This is a genomic window from Cohnella baijiui (genome assembly GCF_020731285.1).
Classification (GTDB): Bacteria; Bacillota; Bacilli; order Paenibacillales; family Paenibacillaceae; genus Cohnella.
On record NZ_JAJFOW010000023.1, the window covers coordinates 44475 to 61113 of the forward strand.

General features: G+C 57.2%; 10 protein-coding genes and 1 pseudogene. 9 read left to right on the forward strand and 2 right to left on the reverse strand.

Annotated features, from left to right (window positions below; translation table 11 throughout):
- Nucleotide 1 precedes the first annotated feature (1 nt).
- From LKX83_RS19595 to LKX83_RS19630, 8 genes and pseudogenes are all read left to right on the forward strand, one after another.
- Nucleotides 2-1003, forward strand: a complete 1002-nt coding sequence (locus tag LKX83_RS19595) for an MDR/zinc-dependent alcohol dehydrogenase-like family protein (protein WP_227884062.1) — start codon at nt 2-4, stop codon at nt 1001-1003.
- Between the two features lie 34 nt (nt 1004-1037).
- Nucleotides 1038-1994, forward strand: a complete 957-nt coding sequence (locus LKX83_RS19600; protein ID WP_227884063.1) for a zinc-dependent alcohol dehydrogenase — start codon at nt 1038-1040, stop codon at nt 1992-1994.
- Nucleotides 1995-2033: 39 nt separating this feature from the next.
- Nucleotides 2034-4370, forward strand: a complete 2337-nt coding sequence (locus LKX83_RS19605) for an alpha-L-rhamnosidase-related protein (RefSeq protein WP_227884065.1) — start codon at nt 2034-2036, stop codon at nt 4368-4370.
- Nucleotides 4371-4383: 13 nt separating this feature from the next.
- Nucleotides 4384-5670 (forward strand): alpha/beta hydrolase family protein, encoded by a 1287-nt coding sequence (locus LKX83_RS19610; RefSeq protein WP_227884067.1) that lies wholly within the window; start codon nt 4384-4386, stop codon nt 5668-5670.
- Nucleotides 5667-6626, forward strand: a complete 960-nt coding sequence (locus tag LKX83_RS19615; RefSeq protein ID WP_227884069.1) for a hypothetical protein — start codon at nt 5667-5669, stop codon at nt 6624-6626. The genes LKX83_RS19610 and LKX83_RS19615 overlap by 4 nt, the downstream gene beginning before the upstream one ends.
- Before the next feature lie 282 nt (nt 6627-6908).
- Nucleotides 6909-7311, forward strand: a pseudogene (locus LKX83_RS19620) (sugar ABC transporter permease); the annotation flags it as partial.
- Between the two features lie 537 nt (nt 7312-7848).
- Nucleotides 7849-10020: a GH39 family glycosyl hydrolase gene (locus LKX83_RS19625; protein ID WP_227884070.1), complete on the forward strand. Its 2172-nt coding sequence runs from the start codon at nt 7849-7851 to the stop codon at nt 10018-10020.
- A 38-nt stretch (nt 10021-10058) separates the two neighbouring features.
- Entirely contained in the window at nt 10059-12701 is a 2643-nt protein-coding gene (locus tag LKX83_RS19630) for a GH39 family glycosyl hydrolase (protein ID WP_227884072.1), read from the forward strand.
- Between the two features lie 125 nt (nt 12702-12826).
- On the opposite strand, the gene LKX83_RS19635 is transcribed toward LKX83_RS19630, so the two are convergent.
- Nucleotides 12827-13705: a carbohydrate ABC transporter permease gene (locus LKX83_RS19635; protein ID WP_227884073.1), complete on the reverse strand. Its 879-nt coding sequence runs from the start codon at nt 13703-13705 to the stop codon at nt 12827-12829.
- A 16-nt stretch (nt 13706-13721) separates the two neighbouring features.
- On the reverse strand, nt 13722-14579 hold the full coding sequence (locus LKX83_RS19640; RefSeq protein ID WP_227884141.1) for an ABC transporter permease: 858 nt from the start codon (nt 14577-14579) through the stop codon (nt 13722-13724).
- Nucleotides 14580-14884: 305 nt separating this feature from the next.
- On the opposite strand from LKX83_RS19640, the gene LKX83_RS19645 reads away from it, so the two are divergent.
- Nucleotides 14885-16609 carry a type 2 periplasmic-binding domain-containing protein gene (locus LKX83_RS19645; RefSeq protein WP_227884075.1) on the forward strand — a complete coding sequence of 575 codons (1725 nt, stop codon included), beginning with the start codon at nt 14885-14887 and terminating at the stop codon, nt 16607-16609.
- Nucleotides 16610-16639 lie beyond the last annotated feature (30 nt).

Here is a 16639-nt window from a genome sequence, read left to right on the forward strand (position 1 = left end):
AGTGAAAGGAAAAGCGGTCGTGTTCACGGACCGGAACCGGGTGTCGTTCCAAACGGTCGAGATGCCGGAGCCGGGAGACGATGACGTCGTCGTGGAGGTGCGGCATTCGTGGATCAGCGCGGGAACGGAAGGCTCGTTCCTGCGCGGCGAGCGGATCGCCGGAGAGCGGCCGTACGGGAAGGGCGATCCCTGGCCCTTCCCGCATGCGGCCGGTTACCAGAAGGCCGGCATCGTGCGCGAGGTTGGACGCAATGTCCGAGACTTGCGGAAGGGAGACCGCGTGTTCGTCGCGATGAGCCGCGTCTCCGGGCTGTTCTTCGCCGAGGCCGGCCACATCCAGCCGTCCGTGTCCGGCGCCGATCAGGTGTGGAAGCTGCCGGACGAAGCAGACGATCTGTCCGCCTATGCGGGGCTGGTGCTGGCGCAGGTCGGCTACAATTGCGGCATGCGCCCCGCCGTTGCGCCGGGCGAGCTGGCCGTCGTCATCGGCGACGGGCTAGTCGGCCATTGGGTGGCGCAGACGCTCGCCCATCGCGGAGCCGCCGTGGCGCTGCTCGGGCGGCACGACGGCCGGCTCGGACTGGCGGAGGCGCCGATCCGGACAGTGAACGTCCGGCGGACGCCGGCGGACTCGGCCTTCCGGGGCGAAGCCATCGCGGTCGTCGTCGATACGGTCGGCGCCATGGATCAGGTGCGCGAGCTGCAGCAGCTGATGAAGCGCGACAGCCATCTGGTATCCGCCGGATACCTCGGCACCGAAGGCATCGTGGACATCCAGAAGCTAAGGGAGCAGGAGATTACGCTCCATACGCCGTCGGGCTGGACGAAGCGGCGGATGGACGCGACGCTTGAAGCCATTCGGGACGGCTGGCTGAAGACGGCGCCGCTCATTACGCATCGCTTCCCGGCAGACGAAGCGGAGAAAGCGTGGGAGTTGATCCGAGGCGGCAGCGAAGCTTGTCTGGGCGTTTTGCTGGACTGGGAAGACGTATCGATCGATTGAAGGACCAGATTGATAGACAGAGGAGCCATATTGCATGGAAACGATGAAAACGCTCGTTATTCGGGACAAGGAAAAGGCGGAAGTCGTTCGCGTTCCGATTCCCGCGCCCGGTCCCGGGCAAGTGTTGGTGAAGGTGAAGGCGGTCACGACATGCCCGCAATGGGACTTGCACATCTATCATGGCAAGCCCATGTTCGCCAATCAAGGTCCGGTTCCCTTTCCGTATATTCCGGGTCAGCCCGGCCATGAAATGACTGGCACGATCGCGGCCGCCGGCGAAGGCGCGCGGCTCGCGATCGGCCAAACCGTATGCGCTTGGCGCGACCCGGGCCAGATCCGCCCCGGTTGTTACGCCGAATACGTCGTAATGGACGAGGCGGACGTCATCGAAGTGCCGGCGCACCTGCATTACGCGCAAGTCGTCTCGCTGGAGCTGGCCATGTGCATCGCCGGCACGATTTTGCGGCTTAAGGACACCCTCGGCATCCGGGGCAAGCGCTGTGCCGTGAACGGGCTCGGCCCGGCGGGGCTGATCGCCTTGCAGATGCTGAACGCCGAAGGGGCGTCGGAAGTCGTCGGCATCGATCCTCTGGCGGTGCGCAGGGAGCTGGCTGTGTCTTTGGGCGCCGCCCGGACGTACGAAGCCGGCTCGGCCGCGCTCGCCGACCGGATGGAGGCGGGAGCGTCGGACATTGCCGTCGATTGCGTCGGTTATCCGGCGGCCGTGCGTTACATGATGGATCATACGAAAGAAGCGGTCGCGCTGTTCGCCGTGCAGCGGGACGATTACATCCTGAACCATCCGGGGCTAAGCGTGATCGGCTATCCGGGACACTCCCGGGAATCCGCGGAGTACGCGCTGGAGCTGATCGCAACCGGCAAGCTGGAGATGAGACCTTTGATATCCAAGGAGCTGCCGCTGGAAGCTTACGCGGAAGCCGTCCGGCTGCTTCGGGAACAAGAGGCCGTCAAGATTTGTTTCGTGCCGTGAACGGACGCGCGCGGCGGCAGGGAAAGCGGGGAGCCGACGATGGAAGAGAATAAAGCGTGGCAGGCTTCATGGATTTGGGCGGATCGCGCCAGCAGAGGGCGGCCGGACGGCAACGAGCTTGTCTATTTCCGCAGAACGTTCCGGCTTGCGGACGCTTCTGTGGCCCGCCTGCTCGCGGACGTATCCGCAGACAGCCGGTATCGCCTGTACGTGAACGGCGTATCCGTCTCGACCGGACCTGCGCGGGGCGACCTGCGCACCCATTATTACGAAACGGTCGACTTGTCCCCGTATTTGGCGGACGGAATTAACGTGTTGGCCGTTAAGGTGCTGCACTACGCGCCGGGTTCGCCGCGTCCTTCCGCGATTCCGAGCGCGCATACCGGGGCCTTGCTGCTGCAGGGCAGGGTAACGGACCGGGATGGCCGGGAAACGGAGTCGCTGGACACGGACGGGTCGTGGGTGTGCCGAATCGACGACGCGGTCGCGTTTCTGCCCGAAAGCTATACGTGCGTCGGCGGAGGGGAGTCGGTCGAAGGGGATCGCCTTCCCCACGGCTGGCATGAAGCAGGCTACGACGACCGGGATTGGAAGCGGGCCGTCGTCGTCGCGCCGACCCATCGGGAATACGACGGCTTTCTCGAGCCTTGGCAACTAACGAGGCGGACGATCCCTCCGATGTTCGAGAGGAACCGTGCATTCGTACGCGCGATGCGCGCCGAGACGTCCCCCGGGGCCGTGCTGGGGGAAGCTTCGTCCGAGCGGGAGTGGCTTCGGCTGCCCGCGTACGGAACAGCGGTCGTGGAGCTGGATGCCGGGGAATTGACGACCGGTTATATGCGGATGGTCATGGCCGGCGGGCGGGGTAGCGAGATTGCCTTCCTGTGTTCGGAATGCTACGAGTCTGAGGACGGCGTCAAGGGTATGCGCGACCGGGCGGAAGGCGGAGTCCTGCGCGGTTATCGCGAAAGATATGCGGTCTCGGGACGGACGGAGGGAGACGAGGCATACGAAACGTTCCTGTTCCGAACGTTCCGGTTCGTCCGGCTCGAGATCTCGGCCGGCAGCGAGCCGCTCGCCGTCCATCGGGTGCATTACCGGGAAACCGGCTATCCGCTCGAAGTCCGGGCTTCCTTCGAGGCGTCCGACGAAAGCCTGGGACCGCTATGGGACGTCAGCGTGCGTTCGCTGCAGCGATGCATGCATGAAGGCTACTACGACTGCCCGTTTTACGAGCAATTGCAGTACAGCATGGATACTCGCCTGCAGGCGCTGTTCACCTATGCAATCGACGGAGACGACAGGCTGGCGCGCAAGGCGATCTACGAATTCCATAGCTCGCTGCTGCCCGGCGGCATGCTGTTGAGCCGGTATCCGTCGATCCAGCCACAGGTTATTCCCGGCTTCGCGCTGTATTGGATCCTGATGTTGCATGACCATTTGCTCTACTACGGCGACGCGGCGCATGCGGCGCGTTATCGCCCGACCGTGGATGCCGTGCTGGACTGGTTCGCGCGGCGGATCGGCAGCGACGGCCTCGTCGGAGCGGCGCCTCGGGGATATTGGTCCTATGTCGATTGGGTGAAAGAGTGGGAAAGGACCCGCGGGGTTCCGTCCGCCGAAGGTCCGCTGACCGTGTACAACCTGATGTATGCGGACGCGCTGGAGAAGGCGGCCGTCATCAACGCGCATACCGGCCGGCCGGAGACCGCCCGCGAGTACCGCGATCGGGCGAAAGCCATCGTCGCGGCGGTCAACGCGAGCTGCCGTTCGGAAGAGCGGGGACTGTACCGGGACGGGCCCGGTCTCGATTCGTACAGCCAGCATGCGCAAATATGGGCGATTCTCGCGGGGGCCGTCCGGGGCTCTGACGCGACCGGGTTGGCCAGCCGGCTGATGGAGGATTCTTCCTTGCTGCAGGTGTCTTACTCGATGGCGTATTTTCTGTTCCGGGCTTTGTCCGAAGCCGGCCGGTACGAGACCGGTTTTGCGTTATGGGACCGATGGCGGGAACAGATCGGCCTGCATTTGACGACTTGGCTTGAGGACCCCGTCTCCCAGCGCAGCGATTGCCATGCTTGGGGAGCGGTGCCGCTCTGGGAATTCACGAGCGAGATTCTCGGCGTGAAGCCGGCCGGTATCGGATACGAGCGCATCCGGATCGAGCCGCGGCCGGGACCGCTAAGATGGGCGCGCGGCAAAGCTGTCACCCGGCACGGGCCGGTCAAGGTCGCCTGGGAAATCGTCGAAGGCTCGTTCCGGCTGCAAGCGGCCGGGCTGAACGGGAGACCGACGGATATCAGGCTCCCGGACGGGTCGAGCCACCGGGTCGAAGGGTCGGACACCGCCGCATTTGCTTGCCGCCTGCCCGGATAAAGGAGGGGGCTTGATGCCCGCCAAGCGAACCGTGCGGCAGGCTATCGCCGTTGGCGCGATTGTCGCGGTTATAGCCGCTACGCTGCTGATCGTCTCACAGTCGGCTTTAGGGACGGCCCCGGTTCCGGGACCGTGGGAGAGGAAGAAACTTATGGAGATTCCCGCTTATTCTTACGCGCCGGACTACGATGCCGCTGGCGGCGTCAAGGCAATCTTCTACGAAGGCTTGCCTTACGAAGGGAAGCCGACGAAAGTATTCGCTTATGTCGGCATGCCGGACTTGCATCCGGGAGAGGACGGCGTGCCGGCCGTTGTGCTCGTCCACGGCGGAGCGGGTACCGCTTACGCCGATTGGGTGAAGAAGTGGAACGACCGCGGGTACGCCGCCATAGCGATGGATTTGGAAGGGCATCTGCCCTTGTGGGATGAGCAGACCCGATCTTACAAGCCGCACGAAGGGGGCGGGCCGAACAATCAGCCGGTATGGCAGGACATCGGCAAGCCGGAGAAGGAGCAGTGGACGTACCACGCGGTGGCGGATACCGCGCTGGCCCACTCGCTGCTCCGCTCGCTGCCCGGCGTCGATCCGGGGCGCGTCGGCATCGTGGGGGTATCGTGGGGCGCCGTGTTGACGGAAATCGCCGTCGGCATCGACGATCGGTTTCGCTTCGCGGTCGTGGTGTACGGGAGCGGGTTCGTGGCCGAATCGGAAAGCTATTTCGGCGACGCGTACCGAAGCTGGCCGCGGGAGATGCAGGAGAGGTTCGAGCGGTTGTGGGAGCCTGCCGCCTATTTGCGCCGCGCCAAGCTGCCGATGCTGTGGGTGAACGGCGACAACGACGGCCATTTCCCGCTGACCGTGTTCACCAAATCCTACGAAGTCGCGAAACCCGACTCCGTTCTCAGCATCCACCCCGGTATGCCGCACAACCAAGAAGAAGCCGTCCGGCCTCCGGAAATCTACGCTTTCGCCGACAGCATCGTATCCGGATCCGCTCCGCTTGCCCGCATCGTCCGGCACGAGCGGGATGCCGATGTCCGCCGCGTGACCGTCGCCATGGAGCTCGACTCCCCGGAGCCGATCGTCCGTGCGGAATTTTACTATACGCTTAACGTTTCCGATCGCCTCAGTCCGGTATGGAACAAGATCGTCGTGGACCTGCCGGCCTACGCCGGCCTGCGCCCGCGGATCGAAGCGGAGCTGCCGGCGCAGGCAAAAGCCTATTACGGGAACGCGATAGACGCGAGGGGTTACATCGTCAGCACCGGACTGACGGACGTCGCGGGGAGGTCTCCATGACAACCGTCTTCCGATCGATCGGAGGATCGCTGCTCGCGGTTATTCTTCTGCTCGCAACGGCCGGATGCCTGAAATCGCCGCCGGGCGAACAGCGGGAGGCCGCCGACAATTGGATTCTGGACACGGGCTTCGAGCGCGGGGCGATGGTGTTCCAACCGATCCCCGGCTCGGCCCGCGTGAGCGGGAAGCTCGATTTCGGCCGCAAGCTGGAAGGCTTGAAGTCGGAATGGATCGTGTCGCAATGGAATTCCAAGAGCGACATAGCGAAAATCGCGGGCAAACGCGACGGCACGCGGTACGTCTACGAGAACGCGTATAAAACGCTGGCCGTGGCGGACGACGGCACCGTGACGCTCGGCGTGGATACAGGCCAGGAATATGCCGAACCCCGCAGCAGGCCGACCGATCCGTGGGTGCATCTCTATCTTGAGCAGCGGTACAAGAACCCGCGCAGCCTGAAGGATGGGGATGGCTTGCGCATTCGGTTCGATACCCGCATCGCGAAATCCGAGCTGCTGATGGCGCCGGAGCAGTACGATCCCGGCCTACACGCGGCCATCGCCGTCTTTTACCTCATCATCGGAAATTCGTCCGGCAGCGGGGACTTTCTTAATTTCTGCGTGCCGATCTACGACAACCGCCACGGCATTCCGCCCGGCGAATGGCACATCGACAGCGGCTTCAATCCGGCGGGAGATACGCACAAGCTCATCTACACGCTGGACGGCGGCGAGATTTACGATTCGCCCACGGGCGACGGACAATGGCATCATGTGGACGTCGATCTGAAGCCGCACATCGAACGAGCGCTGGAGATCGCCAAGCAGAACGGTTATTTCGGCGGGGTCCCCCATCCTGATCTGGGGCTGGAAGCAATCTATATCGGCTGGGAAGTTCCGGGCGCCTTCAGAAGCGAAATGCAGATCAAGAACATGGCCATTGGGAGTTCGTCATAAGCAATCTCGATAGGCTTCCCCTACGGCAGACAGGCGCAACGCCAAGACCTGTTTGCCGTAGGGGGAGCTTTTTCGTGGCTATTTTCCTGCAATCGAGCACAGCTCTTCAAACAATGGGGTGGAGTGCGAAAGCACCTTACATGTCGTACATTGGATGGACAAAAGGAGTCGGTCGAGACATTCGACGAGTTCGCGAAGAAGCTGGAGTCACTCGATATCAAGCATGCCATCGAGATTCAGGAGGGCGCGTACGACCGGTTCCTGAAGAGGTAACGGCCGACGATGCTGCGGATATGGACACGGATCGAACGAGACTTTAAACGGAATAAATGGCTGTACGTGATGGCGCTTCCCGTCATCGCGTACTATGCCGTCTTTCACTACGGGCCGATGTACGGCGCCATCATCGACTTCCAGAATTACTCGCCAATGAAGGGAATCCGGGGCAGCGAGTGGGTGGGGTTGGAACTTCCGCACCTTCGTGAACGGCTATTATTTCTGGCGGCTATTGCGCAACACGGTGCTTCTGAGCTTCTAATCGCTCTTGTTTGAATTCACGGCGCCGATCGTGCTCGCCCTGCTCATCAACGAATTGAGAAGCCGCCTGTTCAAGAACGTCGTCCAGACGATCTCCTATATGCCTTACTTCATCTCGCTGATCGTCGTTTGCGGTCTTGCCGCGGATCAGCCGATCATGGCGGGGCAAGTCGCCCACATCGGAGCAGGTATTCAATTGCAAATGCAAAGCTTGACTGCAAATCAACTACGTGAAGCCTCATTTGCCCCAATACGCTTTCCGGCTCGGTCATTCGCTTCACCGACAGGCCGCGCGAAGCATGCGCATGACGGCGACGGTCGCATGCGCTTTGGTCAGGATGCCGCGCGGATCGAGCCGGGTCGCGGACACCCCGTTCAGGAAGCTTCGATTCATTTTCCCTCGTACCGCTTGCCCATCCGATTATCCCGAGGCATCCAAGTTAATGATTTGTTGTTTAAGTTGATTTTGTTTTCTATTTTTCCTCGTGCTTATTCGCTATGCTTGGGATGAAATTCGGGAAAGGAGGCAAGGAATGGATTCCAGCGAGTTACAAACCATTTTATTTGAGCGGCAAGGGGGGGCCGAAGCTTTTTTTCACAATAATATGTAAGCGCTATCCAAGTTGAGGGTTTTACCGGTTTATTCCATTTTATCAATCGGGAATATAAAAGGAGCTCTCACCATATGAAAATCCCTTTCAGAAGGTGGTGCGCTTGTCTGATCGCCTTTATGTTAACGTGCGGTGCGCTCTCCTTTCCGCGAGACGTCTATGCAGCCAATTCTATTCATGTCAACGCGGTTCTGCAAAGCGACGTCATCACTAACAAATTCCCTATGCTGAACAGTTGGTACTACAGCAGCGACTGGGGCTCCTCCGCAAGCAGTCAGCCTGACAACTATATCACAAACAATTACCCGTTCATCCAATACGTCCGGCTGTTTGCAGCAACCGGGGGCTGCTATACGGGGTATTCGGGCTGCAGCGACGGGAATGACCGCGATCTGTTCGTTAATCCCGCCAACACCGCCACGCTGTCGGATTATAAGTTCGATAGTCTGAAGACCTCCATTCAGAACGTTCTCAATAAAGGCTTGAAGCCCTACATCGTGACCGGCAACGTGCCCATTAAATATTCCGCGGCCCCCTATATCGGAGCATTTAATGTCAATACCCGACCTCCGGCAGACTACTCGACTTACTACAGTTATATGAAGGCAATGGCCGATGCGCTTGTAACCCAATTCGGCGTCACCGAAATCAAAACGTGGAAGTGGGGAGTGCTGTCGGAATTCGAGAATGCGGATTGGTTTTGGGACAGCCCCGGCTCTACGCCGGACGCGAACGCCTCCAAAACGGCTTATTTCAAGCTGTACGATTACACGGTCGCGGCTCTGCAAAGCGCCATCGGCTCCGGCAATTTGACGGTCGGGGCGCACGCGATGGCCGTTACCCCGGGCTTGTGGGATCCCCGCGACTTTATCGACCATGTTGCAACCGGAACCAACTACAAAACGGGCGGCATCGGCACGCAAATCAATTTCATTACGGCCTCGTACTACGATGATTCGCCCGGCGTTTATACGGCCAATAGCTTACCAACCGTCATCAACAGTCTGCGGGACCGAGCCATCATGAACGGGTTGACGAATCTCCAGGTCGGGGTGGACGAAGGCTGGTTCCTGACGGATACGAGCGGCAAGGATTTGTTCTCCCGATCATCTGGAACGGGCTACCAAGGAGCTTACATGGCCCAAAAAATCAAGGAAATGGTCGACTACAACATCGACTGGTTTTCCGTTTGGGACCTCAACGCTTATGGTGTATGGGGAGGGGCGAGTGTTCCGACGATCTCTACCAACGTCATCGCTTTGGCGAGCAAAATGGCAGGGGAACGCAGGGCGGGATTGTCCATCGGAGGCAGCGCCTCCGGTTCGGGCAACGTCGTGGACGGATTCGCCGGCTACAGCGACTCGACGAAGAAGCTGCAGGTACTCGTATATAACTACAACGCCAATCCGGGCGCCGCTAGCAGCGAGTCTCCGACGATTACCATTAATAACATAGCCGCCGTATCGGGAGGCAGCGTGAACGTCAAATCGTGGACGGTCGACGACACCCACGCGAATTTTTGGCCCCAGTGGTGGAGCGACAAGGGATCTTCGTTGACGTCGGCGGACTTTGGCGGCTTCTGGTCTCCCCAATCGGTAGAAGTTCCCGCCGCTCTGACGAATTCGTCCGCTCTGGCTTACTGGAACAGCAGGCTAGGAACCTACCAATCGCTAGCCGCCCTCACTTCGTCGGCGACTTCCCCCATGACGGTAAGCGGCAACTCCATCACATTGTCGCCTACCTTGAACCATCATGGTGTCATGCTGTATGAGATCACGGATGTAACTAGCATAGGCAATCTCGTAAGCGTCACGGACGACATGAACGATTTCTCGAAAATGAACGCGCATAGCTCCGGACTGTTCTTCGACAGTCTGAACGTGGCCGCGCTCGGGGATACGAGAAGAGTCGCGCGAACGACCACGGGCCCGACGCCGGAATTCGTAACTTACTTTTATAACAACTTAAAAAGCGTTGCTTTGACCGGTTTGTTCGATTCCACCACCGAACCGATCAATAACTTCAAGCTATACACGTCTTCCACGGGAGCAAGTGGGACATGGGCGCTCCAGAGCGGTTACACAACAAGCGATACGCCGATCAATAGCAATCTGTGGACGAGACGCGTTTACAACTGGCCTTCCCTGCCTGCGGGCACGAATTACGTGAAGGTGGAATTTCCGACAGGTGGTTCGCACAATTGGAATCCGCAGTTGAGTCAGGTAACAATCCAATACACCCCTTGACCGCAAGGTTTAATCCCTTCACAGACAGGAGCACTAAGATGAAAAAAAGAAAAGTTGTAAGCGCTATACGATCTTCGTTTCTTCTGTTAAGCATGGTTCTCGGTCTGTTTCCCGGCATTTCGACCGCCGCCGCCGGCGTGCAACTGACATTCGACCTGAACGCCCGGGGCCAGACGCTGACGAACAAATTTTACGACCTCAGCGCCTGGGATCTGAACGAGCATTGGACGACGGAAGCGGACGCTCAGGATGCCGATGATTTCTCGTCCCGCTATCCATTCATCAAAAGAGTACAACTCATGATCGCGACCGGCGGCTGTTATATCGGCTACCCGGGGTGCAACACGAACCGGGATTTATTCGCCGACCCTTCGGATAAGACGAAATTGAACGATTATAAGTTCGACTCCCTGATTCAAGCAACGAGCAACATCGTCAAGCAAGGATTGAAGCCTTATATCGTAACAGGCAACGTTCCGATCAAGCTCAGCTCGAAGCCGGTATTGGGCCCTTTCCAGGTGAACGTCCGGCCGCCGGCCGATTACGAAGAATACTACAACTATATCAAGGCATTGGGCGATGCGCTTGTTGCCAAATTCGGGGCAGAAGAACTAAAAAGCTGGCAATGGGGCGTCGTGCAGGAATACGAAAACCGCGATATGTACCTTGCCGACGACGAGTCTTCCGAGAGTACCCGAATCGCGTATTTCAAGCTTTACGATTATACGGTAGCCGCCCTGCAGGATTCCATAGGCTCGGCTAACCTCACGGTCGGTGCGCACGCGATGGCGGTCTCCCCCGGACTGTGGAGTCAACTTGAGTTCATCGATCATGTCGCAAAGGGAAAAAACGATAAAACGGGAAAAATCGGAACGCAAATCGACTTTCTGACCGGCTCCTATTACGATCAGAAACCGGGAGTCGGCGCTCCGGCCTCCAAATCTCTCGAGCATACGATCAATCTGCTACGGAGCCGCGCTCTGCAAAACGGGCTGACAGGCCTCAAATTCGGCATCGACGAGGGCCGCATTCTTCAGGGGCCCGACGGGAAAGAGCTGTTGTCGAGGGTCGTCGGACACAGCTTTCAAGCCGCGGCCGATGCCAGGCTGTTCAAGCAATTGCAGGATTGGAACGTAGATTGGTTCTCCATGTGGGGGATGAATACCGAAGGCGTATGGGGCGGAGCGGATTCGGTAAGCGCCCATATCGCGAATTTGTCCTACAAGATGGTCGGCGGCAAGCAGTTGAATCCCGTCTTATCCGGCTCTCCGGCCGGTACCGGCAATGAAGTCGGGGGGATCGGCGGATTCAAGGCCGAGGAGAACAAGCTTCACCTCATGGTATACAACTATAACGCCGATATGAACGCCGCAGACGGCGAGACGCCTGCAATCACGATCAAGAATATCGCTCCGACATCCGGGAATACCGTTACGGTCAAGCAATGGACGGTTGACGATACGCACGGCAACTTCTGGCCCGCTTGGTGGTCCGATCAAGCTTCGCGCGGTCTGGAAGACGGCTCGTACAACGTTTGGTCCAAGTATTCCGTCGAAGTGCCTTCCGCTCTGAAGAACGAAGCGGATCGGGAGTATTGGTATTCCAAAGAAGAAGGCTACAAAAAACGGGCCGAGTTAACGTCGACTACACGCAGCGTTGCCGTAAACGGAGGCTCTTTAACGCTGTACCCCAGCATGGGGCATCATAGCGTCGTCTTCTTCGAGATAACCAACGCCAAAAGTACGGGAATCGCTCAAATCGTAACCGACGATCTGAACGATTGGACCCGCAGTTATGCGCATAGCGACGGTCTGATATTCGATACGGGGAATGCCGCTATTCTCGGCGATCCCAGCCGCGTCATGCGGAAAGCTCCGTTTCCCGGTCCGGGCGCGGAATTCGTCACCTATAAGTATCCGAATATGGCCAGCCTATCCGCGACGGCTCTGTTTGCTTCTTCGAACGAAACGATCAGCGATTATAAATTTTATGCGTCCGAGGACGGCAAAACTTGGACAGAGCAATCCGGGTGGAAGATCCAGGATACGCCGATCAACGGCGGCTTGTGGACGAAACGAACATACACGTTGGGCTCGCTCCCCGGAGGAACGCAATACGTAAAAATCGAGTTCCCGGCCGAGGCGGCTTACTTCTATAGTCCTCAGCTCTCCCAGGTCCAGATTGCCTATGCCAACTCCTGCGCGTGCTCCGACGATTCGGTTTATGTCGACGATTTGAACGATTGGTCGATCGCAAGCTCGCATAGCTCGGGGCTGCAATTCGATACCCAGAATGCCGACGTCCTTGGAGATCCGAGCAGAGTCATGAGGAAGGATACGCGTACCGAGCCCGCCGAGTATGTCGTCTACCGGATGAACGGAATGACCGGCGCCATCGTAAACGGCTTGTTCGCGTCAGTCGCGGAATCGATATCGGACTTTGTTTTCTATGTATCTCCGAACGGCACCGACTGGACGAAGTTATCGAAACAGGCGACAATCGAAGACAAGCCGATTACGAGCGTCAACTGGACCGACCGTAAATACGCACTGAATGATTTGCCTTCGGGAACGAATGATCTGAAGATCGAGTTTCCGGCCGTCGACGGCGCCTTCTGGAATCCGCAGTTAAGCCGGGTCGAGTTGACGGCGAGCGTGGGCGCGACAACGGACACGAAGTAGATTCCAAGCAAATTCGGTTCCGCGGACTGAATACCCCGGTACGACAAGCAAAATGCAGCCTGCATCCCTAGGGATGCAGGCTGCATTTGATTTCCATCCGTGCCCGGGCCGGCGCAAGCGCAGTCTCACTCCTTCACCGCGCCCAGGACCATGCCTTTGACGAAATACTTTTGAAGAAACGGATAAACGAGCAAAATCGGAATCGCCCCGATGAAGATTTGGGAAGCTTTAACCGTGTTGTTGGAGATCAGTTTGACGTCTTCGGGCCGCAGGTTGATCTTGCTGAAATCTTCCGTCACGACAATCGTTTGGAGCAGGGTACTGAGCGGCCATTTTCGGGCTTCCGTGATATAGATCATTCCGTCGAACCATGAATTCCAATGCCCCACCATCGTGAAAAGAGATAGCGTAGCCAAAGAAGGCAAAGAAATGGGCAAGTAGATATAGAGCAGCGTTTTGAAATGCGAAGCTCCGTCGATAAGGGATGCTTCTTCCATTTCTTTGGGTACGGTCTTAAAGAAATTGAGCAGGAGAACCATGTTCCAGGCGGATACCGCTCCCGGCAACACCAGCGCCCAAATCGAATTCATCAGATGCATCTTCTGGACGACGATATAGGTGGGGATAAGCCCGCCGTTAAACAGCATCGTAAAGACGAAAAACCACGTATACGCCGTTCTTCCTTTGAAACGGGAATGGACTTTGGACAACGGATAAGCAGTAAAGATCGTAACGATCATGCCGATTCCCGTCCCCAGGACGACGCGCTCGACGGAGACCAGGATGGAACGCAAAAAGTTCGAATTGGAAAACGTCTGCTCGTACGCGTCGGTATTGAAACCGACGGGCCACAAGCCGACCATATTGGCGTTGGCCGGTTCCTTGGCACTGAAGGAGACTGCGAGTATATGAATCAAGGGCAATATGCAGGCAACAGCCGAAATCAGCAAAAATGCAAGGTTGATGATGTAGAACACCCTGTAGGCCGGGGCTTTATGATACATATTTGTGCTCCTTTGCTCAAAAGATGCGATAATTGGCGAATTTGAAAGCCATTCGGTAGGCGGTCACGATGAGGAAGAAACTGACCACCGATTTAAACATGCCGACCGCCGTGGCGAAGCTGAACTGTGTTTTGAGCAGACCGGCCCGATAGGCGAAAGTATCGATAATATCTCCTTTGTCATAGACAAGCGCATTATACAGATTAAAGATTTGATCGAAGCCCGCGTTCAGAATGTTTCCAAGAGACAAGGTACCGAGAACGATGACGATCGGGGTGATCGCGGGAATCGTCACATTCAGCGTTTGTTTCCAGCGACCCGCTCCGTCCATCTCCGCGGCTTCGTAAAGAGCCGGATTGACGGCGGTTAACGCCGCAAGGAACAGGATGGTGCCGAAGCCGAATTCCTTCCAAATATCGCTGGCGACAACCGTGAACCGGAACCAATCCCCCTGCATAAGGAACGGAATCGATTCGATGCCGAACCAGGAGCCGAGCAATTGATTGACGGGTCCGTTGTTTCCCAGCAGGTTGATCAGAATGCCGCCTAGAATGACCCAGGACATGAAGTGCGGCAAGTAAACGAGCGTCTGCACGAGCCGTTTGACGAACATATGGCGCAATTCGTTAAGCAGCAGGGAGAATACGAACGGAACGAGCAAGCCGAACACGATTTTCAATCCGGCGATAACGAAGGTGTTGCGAATGACCTCAAGGCTGTCTTCCCGGGCGAACATCAGGCGGAAATTGTTCAGCCCTACCCATGGAGAGTGAATAAAGCCCAGCCAGGGCTTAAACTCCTGAAAGGCAATGACCAGTCCTCCCATAGGAAAATAGAGAAAAACGAGAGCCAGAACGATCCCGGGAACAAGCATGGCGTGGAGTTGCCACGTCAGTCCGAATGACCAAGGCTTCCTTCCCGCGGCTGGGCGTGTCTTTGTTTCCAAGTTCAATGCGATGTCCTCCCATAATCTGCGTTTATGTTTCGGTACATTCATTGTAAGAGAGCGCTATTGGGTTCAGATACGCGAAAGTCTCAACAAAAAAAGCATTCTCTTAACTTCGATTGGGGGATGGTTAAAGAATTGTCATTATTGTTAAATTTGTTTTCTATCCGGCCTGTTTTATATTCGTTATGCTTGGGGAGCAATTCCAAATCATGAGGTGGAGGTCAGCAGAAATGAAAGGTATAAAAAAGCGATTTTTAATAGGGATGGTCACGGTTCTCGCACTCTCGTCTTTAGCTGCGTGCTCCGGCAAATCCGGCAACGAAGCCGTTCAGGAGACGAACCCCGCGGCAAGCGCTTCGAGCGCATCGTCAAATGATAGCGGTTCCGCGGAAGCGAACGGGGAAACGGCTCCATTCAAGAACGGCAAATACGATCCGCCGATCCCGATCAACATTGCGGTCGATGTCGGGGACGATATCCAGTATTTCAACGGAGAAACGGCCGAGAAAAATATATTGTTCGACCAGACCAAAGCCAACCTGGGCCTGGACATCCATGTGCTGTGGACCGCCCCCGGCAAAAACGACGGGTTCAAAACGAAGCTGCTGCTTTCCCTGGCTTCCGGAGAAAAGCTCCCCGACGTGGTATTTACGGGCGGAGACTCCGAGCTCATGAATCAATTGATAGACTCCGGCAAGTTTATGGCGCTTAACGATTCCATCGACAAATACGCAAGCGAAGACATCAAACGGGTTTACAAGGAAAACCCCGATCTGTTCCTGCCCGTTACCCGCGACGGAAAAGCGATGGCTCTGCCTATTCCGATCTTCGGACCGAACAGTCCTCCCCTGATGTACATCCGTCAGGACTGGCTGGATAAGCTGAATCTGAAAGCGCCGACCAACATGGACGAACTCGAACAGGTGATGGACGCCTTCGTTAATAAGGATCCGGACGGCAACAACAAGAAAGACACGTACGGAGCGGCCGTGCAGCTGAAAAATCCGGGCGGAGATATCTTCGCCGACGCGACCGCCTTGTTCGGGGCTTATGGAGCGATTCCCGGAATATGGAGAAAATCGGAAGATGGCCAATCGCTTTCCTACGATTCGGTTCAACCGGGAATGAAAACGGCGCTCGGCAAATTCCGCGATTGGTTATCCAAAGGGTATATCTCCAAGGATGCCGCCCAGCAGGACGGAGGGACGGCGACGCAATTGTTCACTTCGGGGAAAGCCGGTATCGTGTTCGGTCCGAACTGGTTCCCGTACTTTCCGCTTCCGGATCTGGAGAAGAACGTTCCGGGAGCCAAGTACAAGGTTTATCCCATTCCAGCCGGTCCGGACGGCAAAGCCGAACGCAGAGCGATGTCCATCTTCGGCGGAGCGCTTCTTATCAACAAGGACTACGCTCATCCCGATGCCGTATTCAAATATGCCCAAGCCATGTACGAGATGGCCAGAGACGGCCAGGTATGGGGGCTTACTAGGGATTTCCTCATGAACAACGGTTACCAGGCGCAAGGAAGCTATTTCCAAGTATCGAAATACGGTTTCCTTCCGAATTACTTCGTCGATCCGTGGTACCAAATCGACGGTTATCTGGATTACATGAAAGAAGGCAAGCCGGGCCGCTCTCCAAGCGAACAGGAAGGGTTCGATACGTGCCAAAAAAATCCGTTGTGCGTGAACGGACAGATCGAATCGATGAGCACGTGGAGGGCGCAGAAAGACGCCGACGTCATCAGCGCTTTCGCCGGGCCTACGACGGAAACCCAAAAAACGCAAGGCGACTACCTTTACAAAATGGAATACGAGACGATGATCAAAATCATCTACGGCACTACGCCGGTTGACGGCTTCGACGCTTTCGTCGAGAAGTGGAAATCAAGCGGCGGCGATAAATTGACCCAGGAAGTCAACGATTGGTACACGAAGAACGTTCTGAAGAAATAATCGGCTCATCTGTACGGAAGAGGCGGACTT

Bases quoted from the DNA above. Each gene is read 5' to 3' on its own strand.
- LKX83_RS19600 (WP_227884063.1), top strand. From the start codon at position 1,038: ATGGAAACGATGAAAACGCTCGTTATTCGGGACAAGGAAAAGGCGGAA.
- LKX83_RS19605 (WP_227884065.1), top strand. From the start codon at position 2,034: ATGGAAGAGAATAAAGCGTGGCAGGCTTCATGGATTTGGGCGGATCGC.
- LKX83_RS19610 (WP_227884067.1), top strand. From the start codon at position 4,384: ATGCCCGCCAAGCGAACCGTGCGGCAGGCTATCGCCGTTGGCGCGATT.
- LKX83_RS19615 (WP_227884069.1), top strand. From the start codon at position 5,667: ATGACAACCGTCTTCCGATCGATCGGAGGATCGCTGCTCGCGGTTATT.
- LKX83_RS19625 (WP_227884070.1), top strand. From the start codon at position 7,849: ATGAAAATCCCTTTCAGAAGGTGGTGCGCTTGTCTGATCGCCTTTATG.
- LKX83_RS19630 (WP_227884072.1), top strand. From the start codon at position 10,059: ATGAAAAAAAGAAAAGTTGTAAGCGCTATACGATCTTCGTTTCTTCTG.
- LKX83_RS19635 (WP_227884073.1), bottom strand. From the start codon at position 13,705: ATGTATCATAAAGCCCCGGCCTACAGGGTGTTCTACATCATCAACCTT.
- LKX83_RS19640 (WP_227884141.1), bottom strand. From the start codon at position 14,579: ATGCTTGTTCCCGGGATCGTTCTGGCTCTCGTTTTTCTCTATTTTCCT.
- LKX83_RS19645 (WP_227884075.1), top strand. From the start codon at position 14,885: ATGAAAGGTATAAAAAAGCGATTTTTAATAGGGATGGTCACGGTTCTC.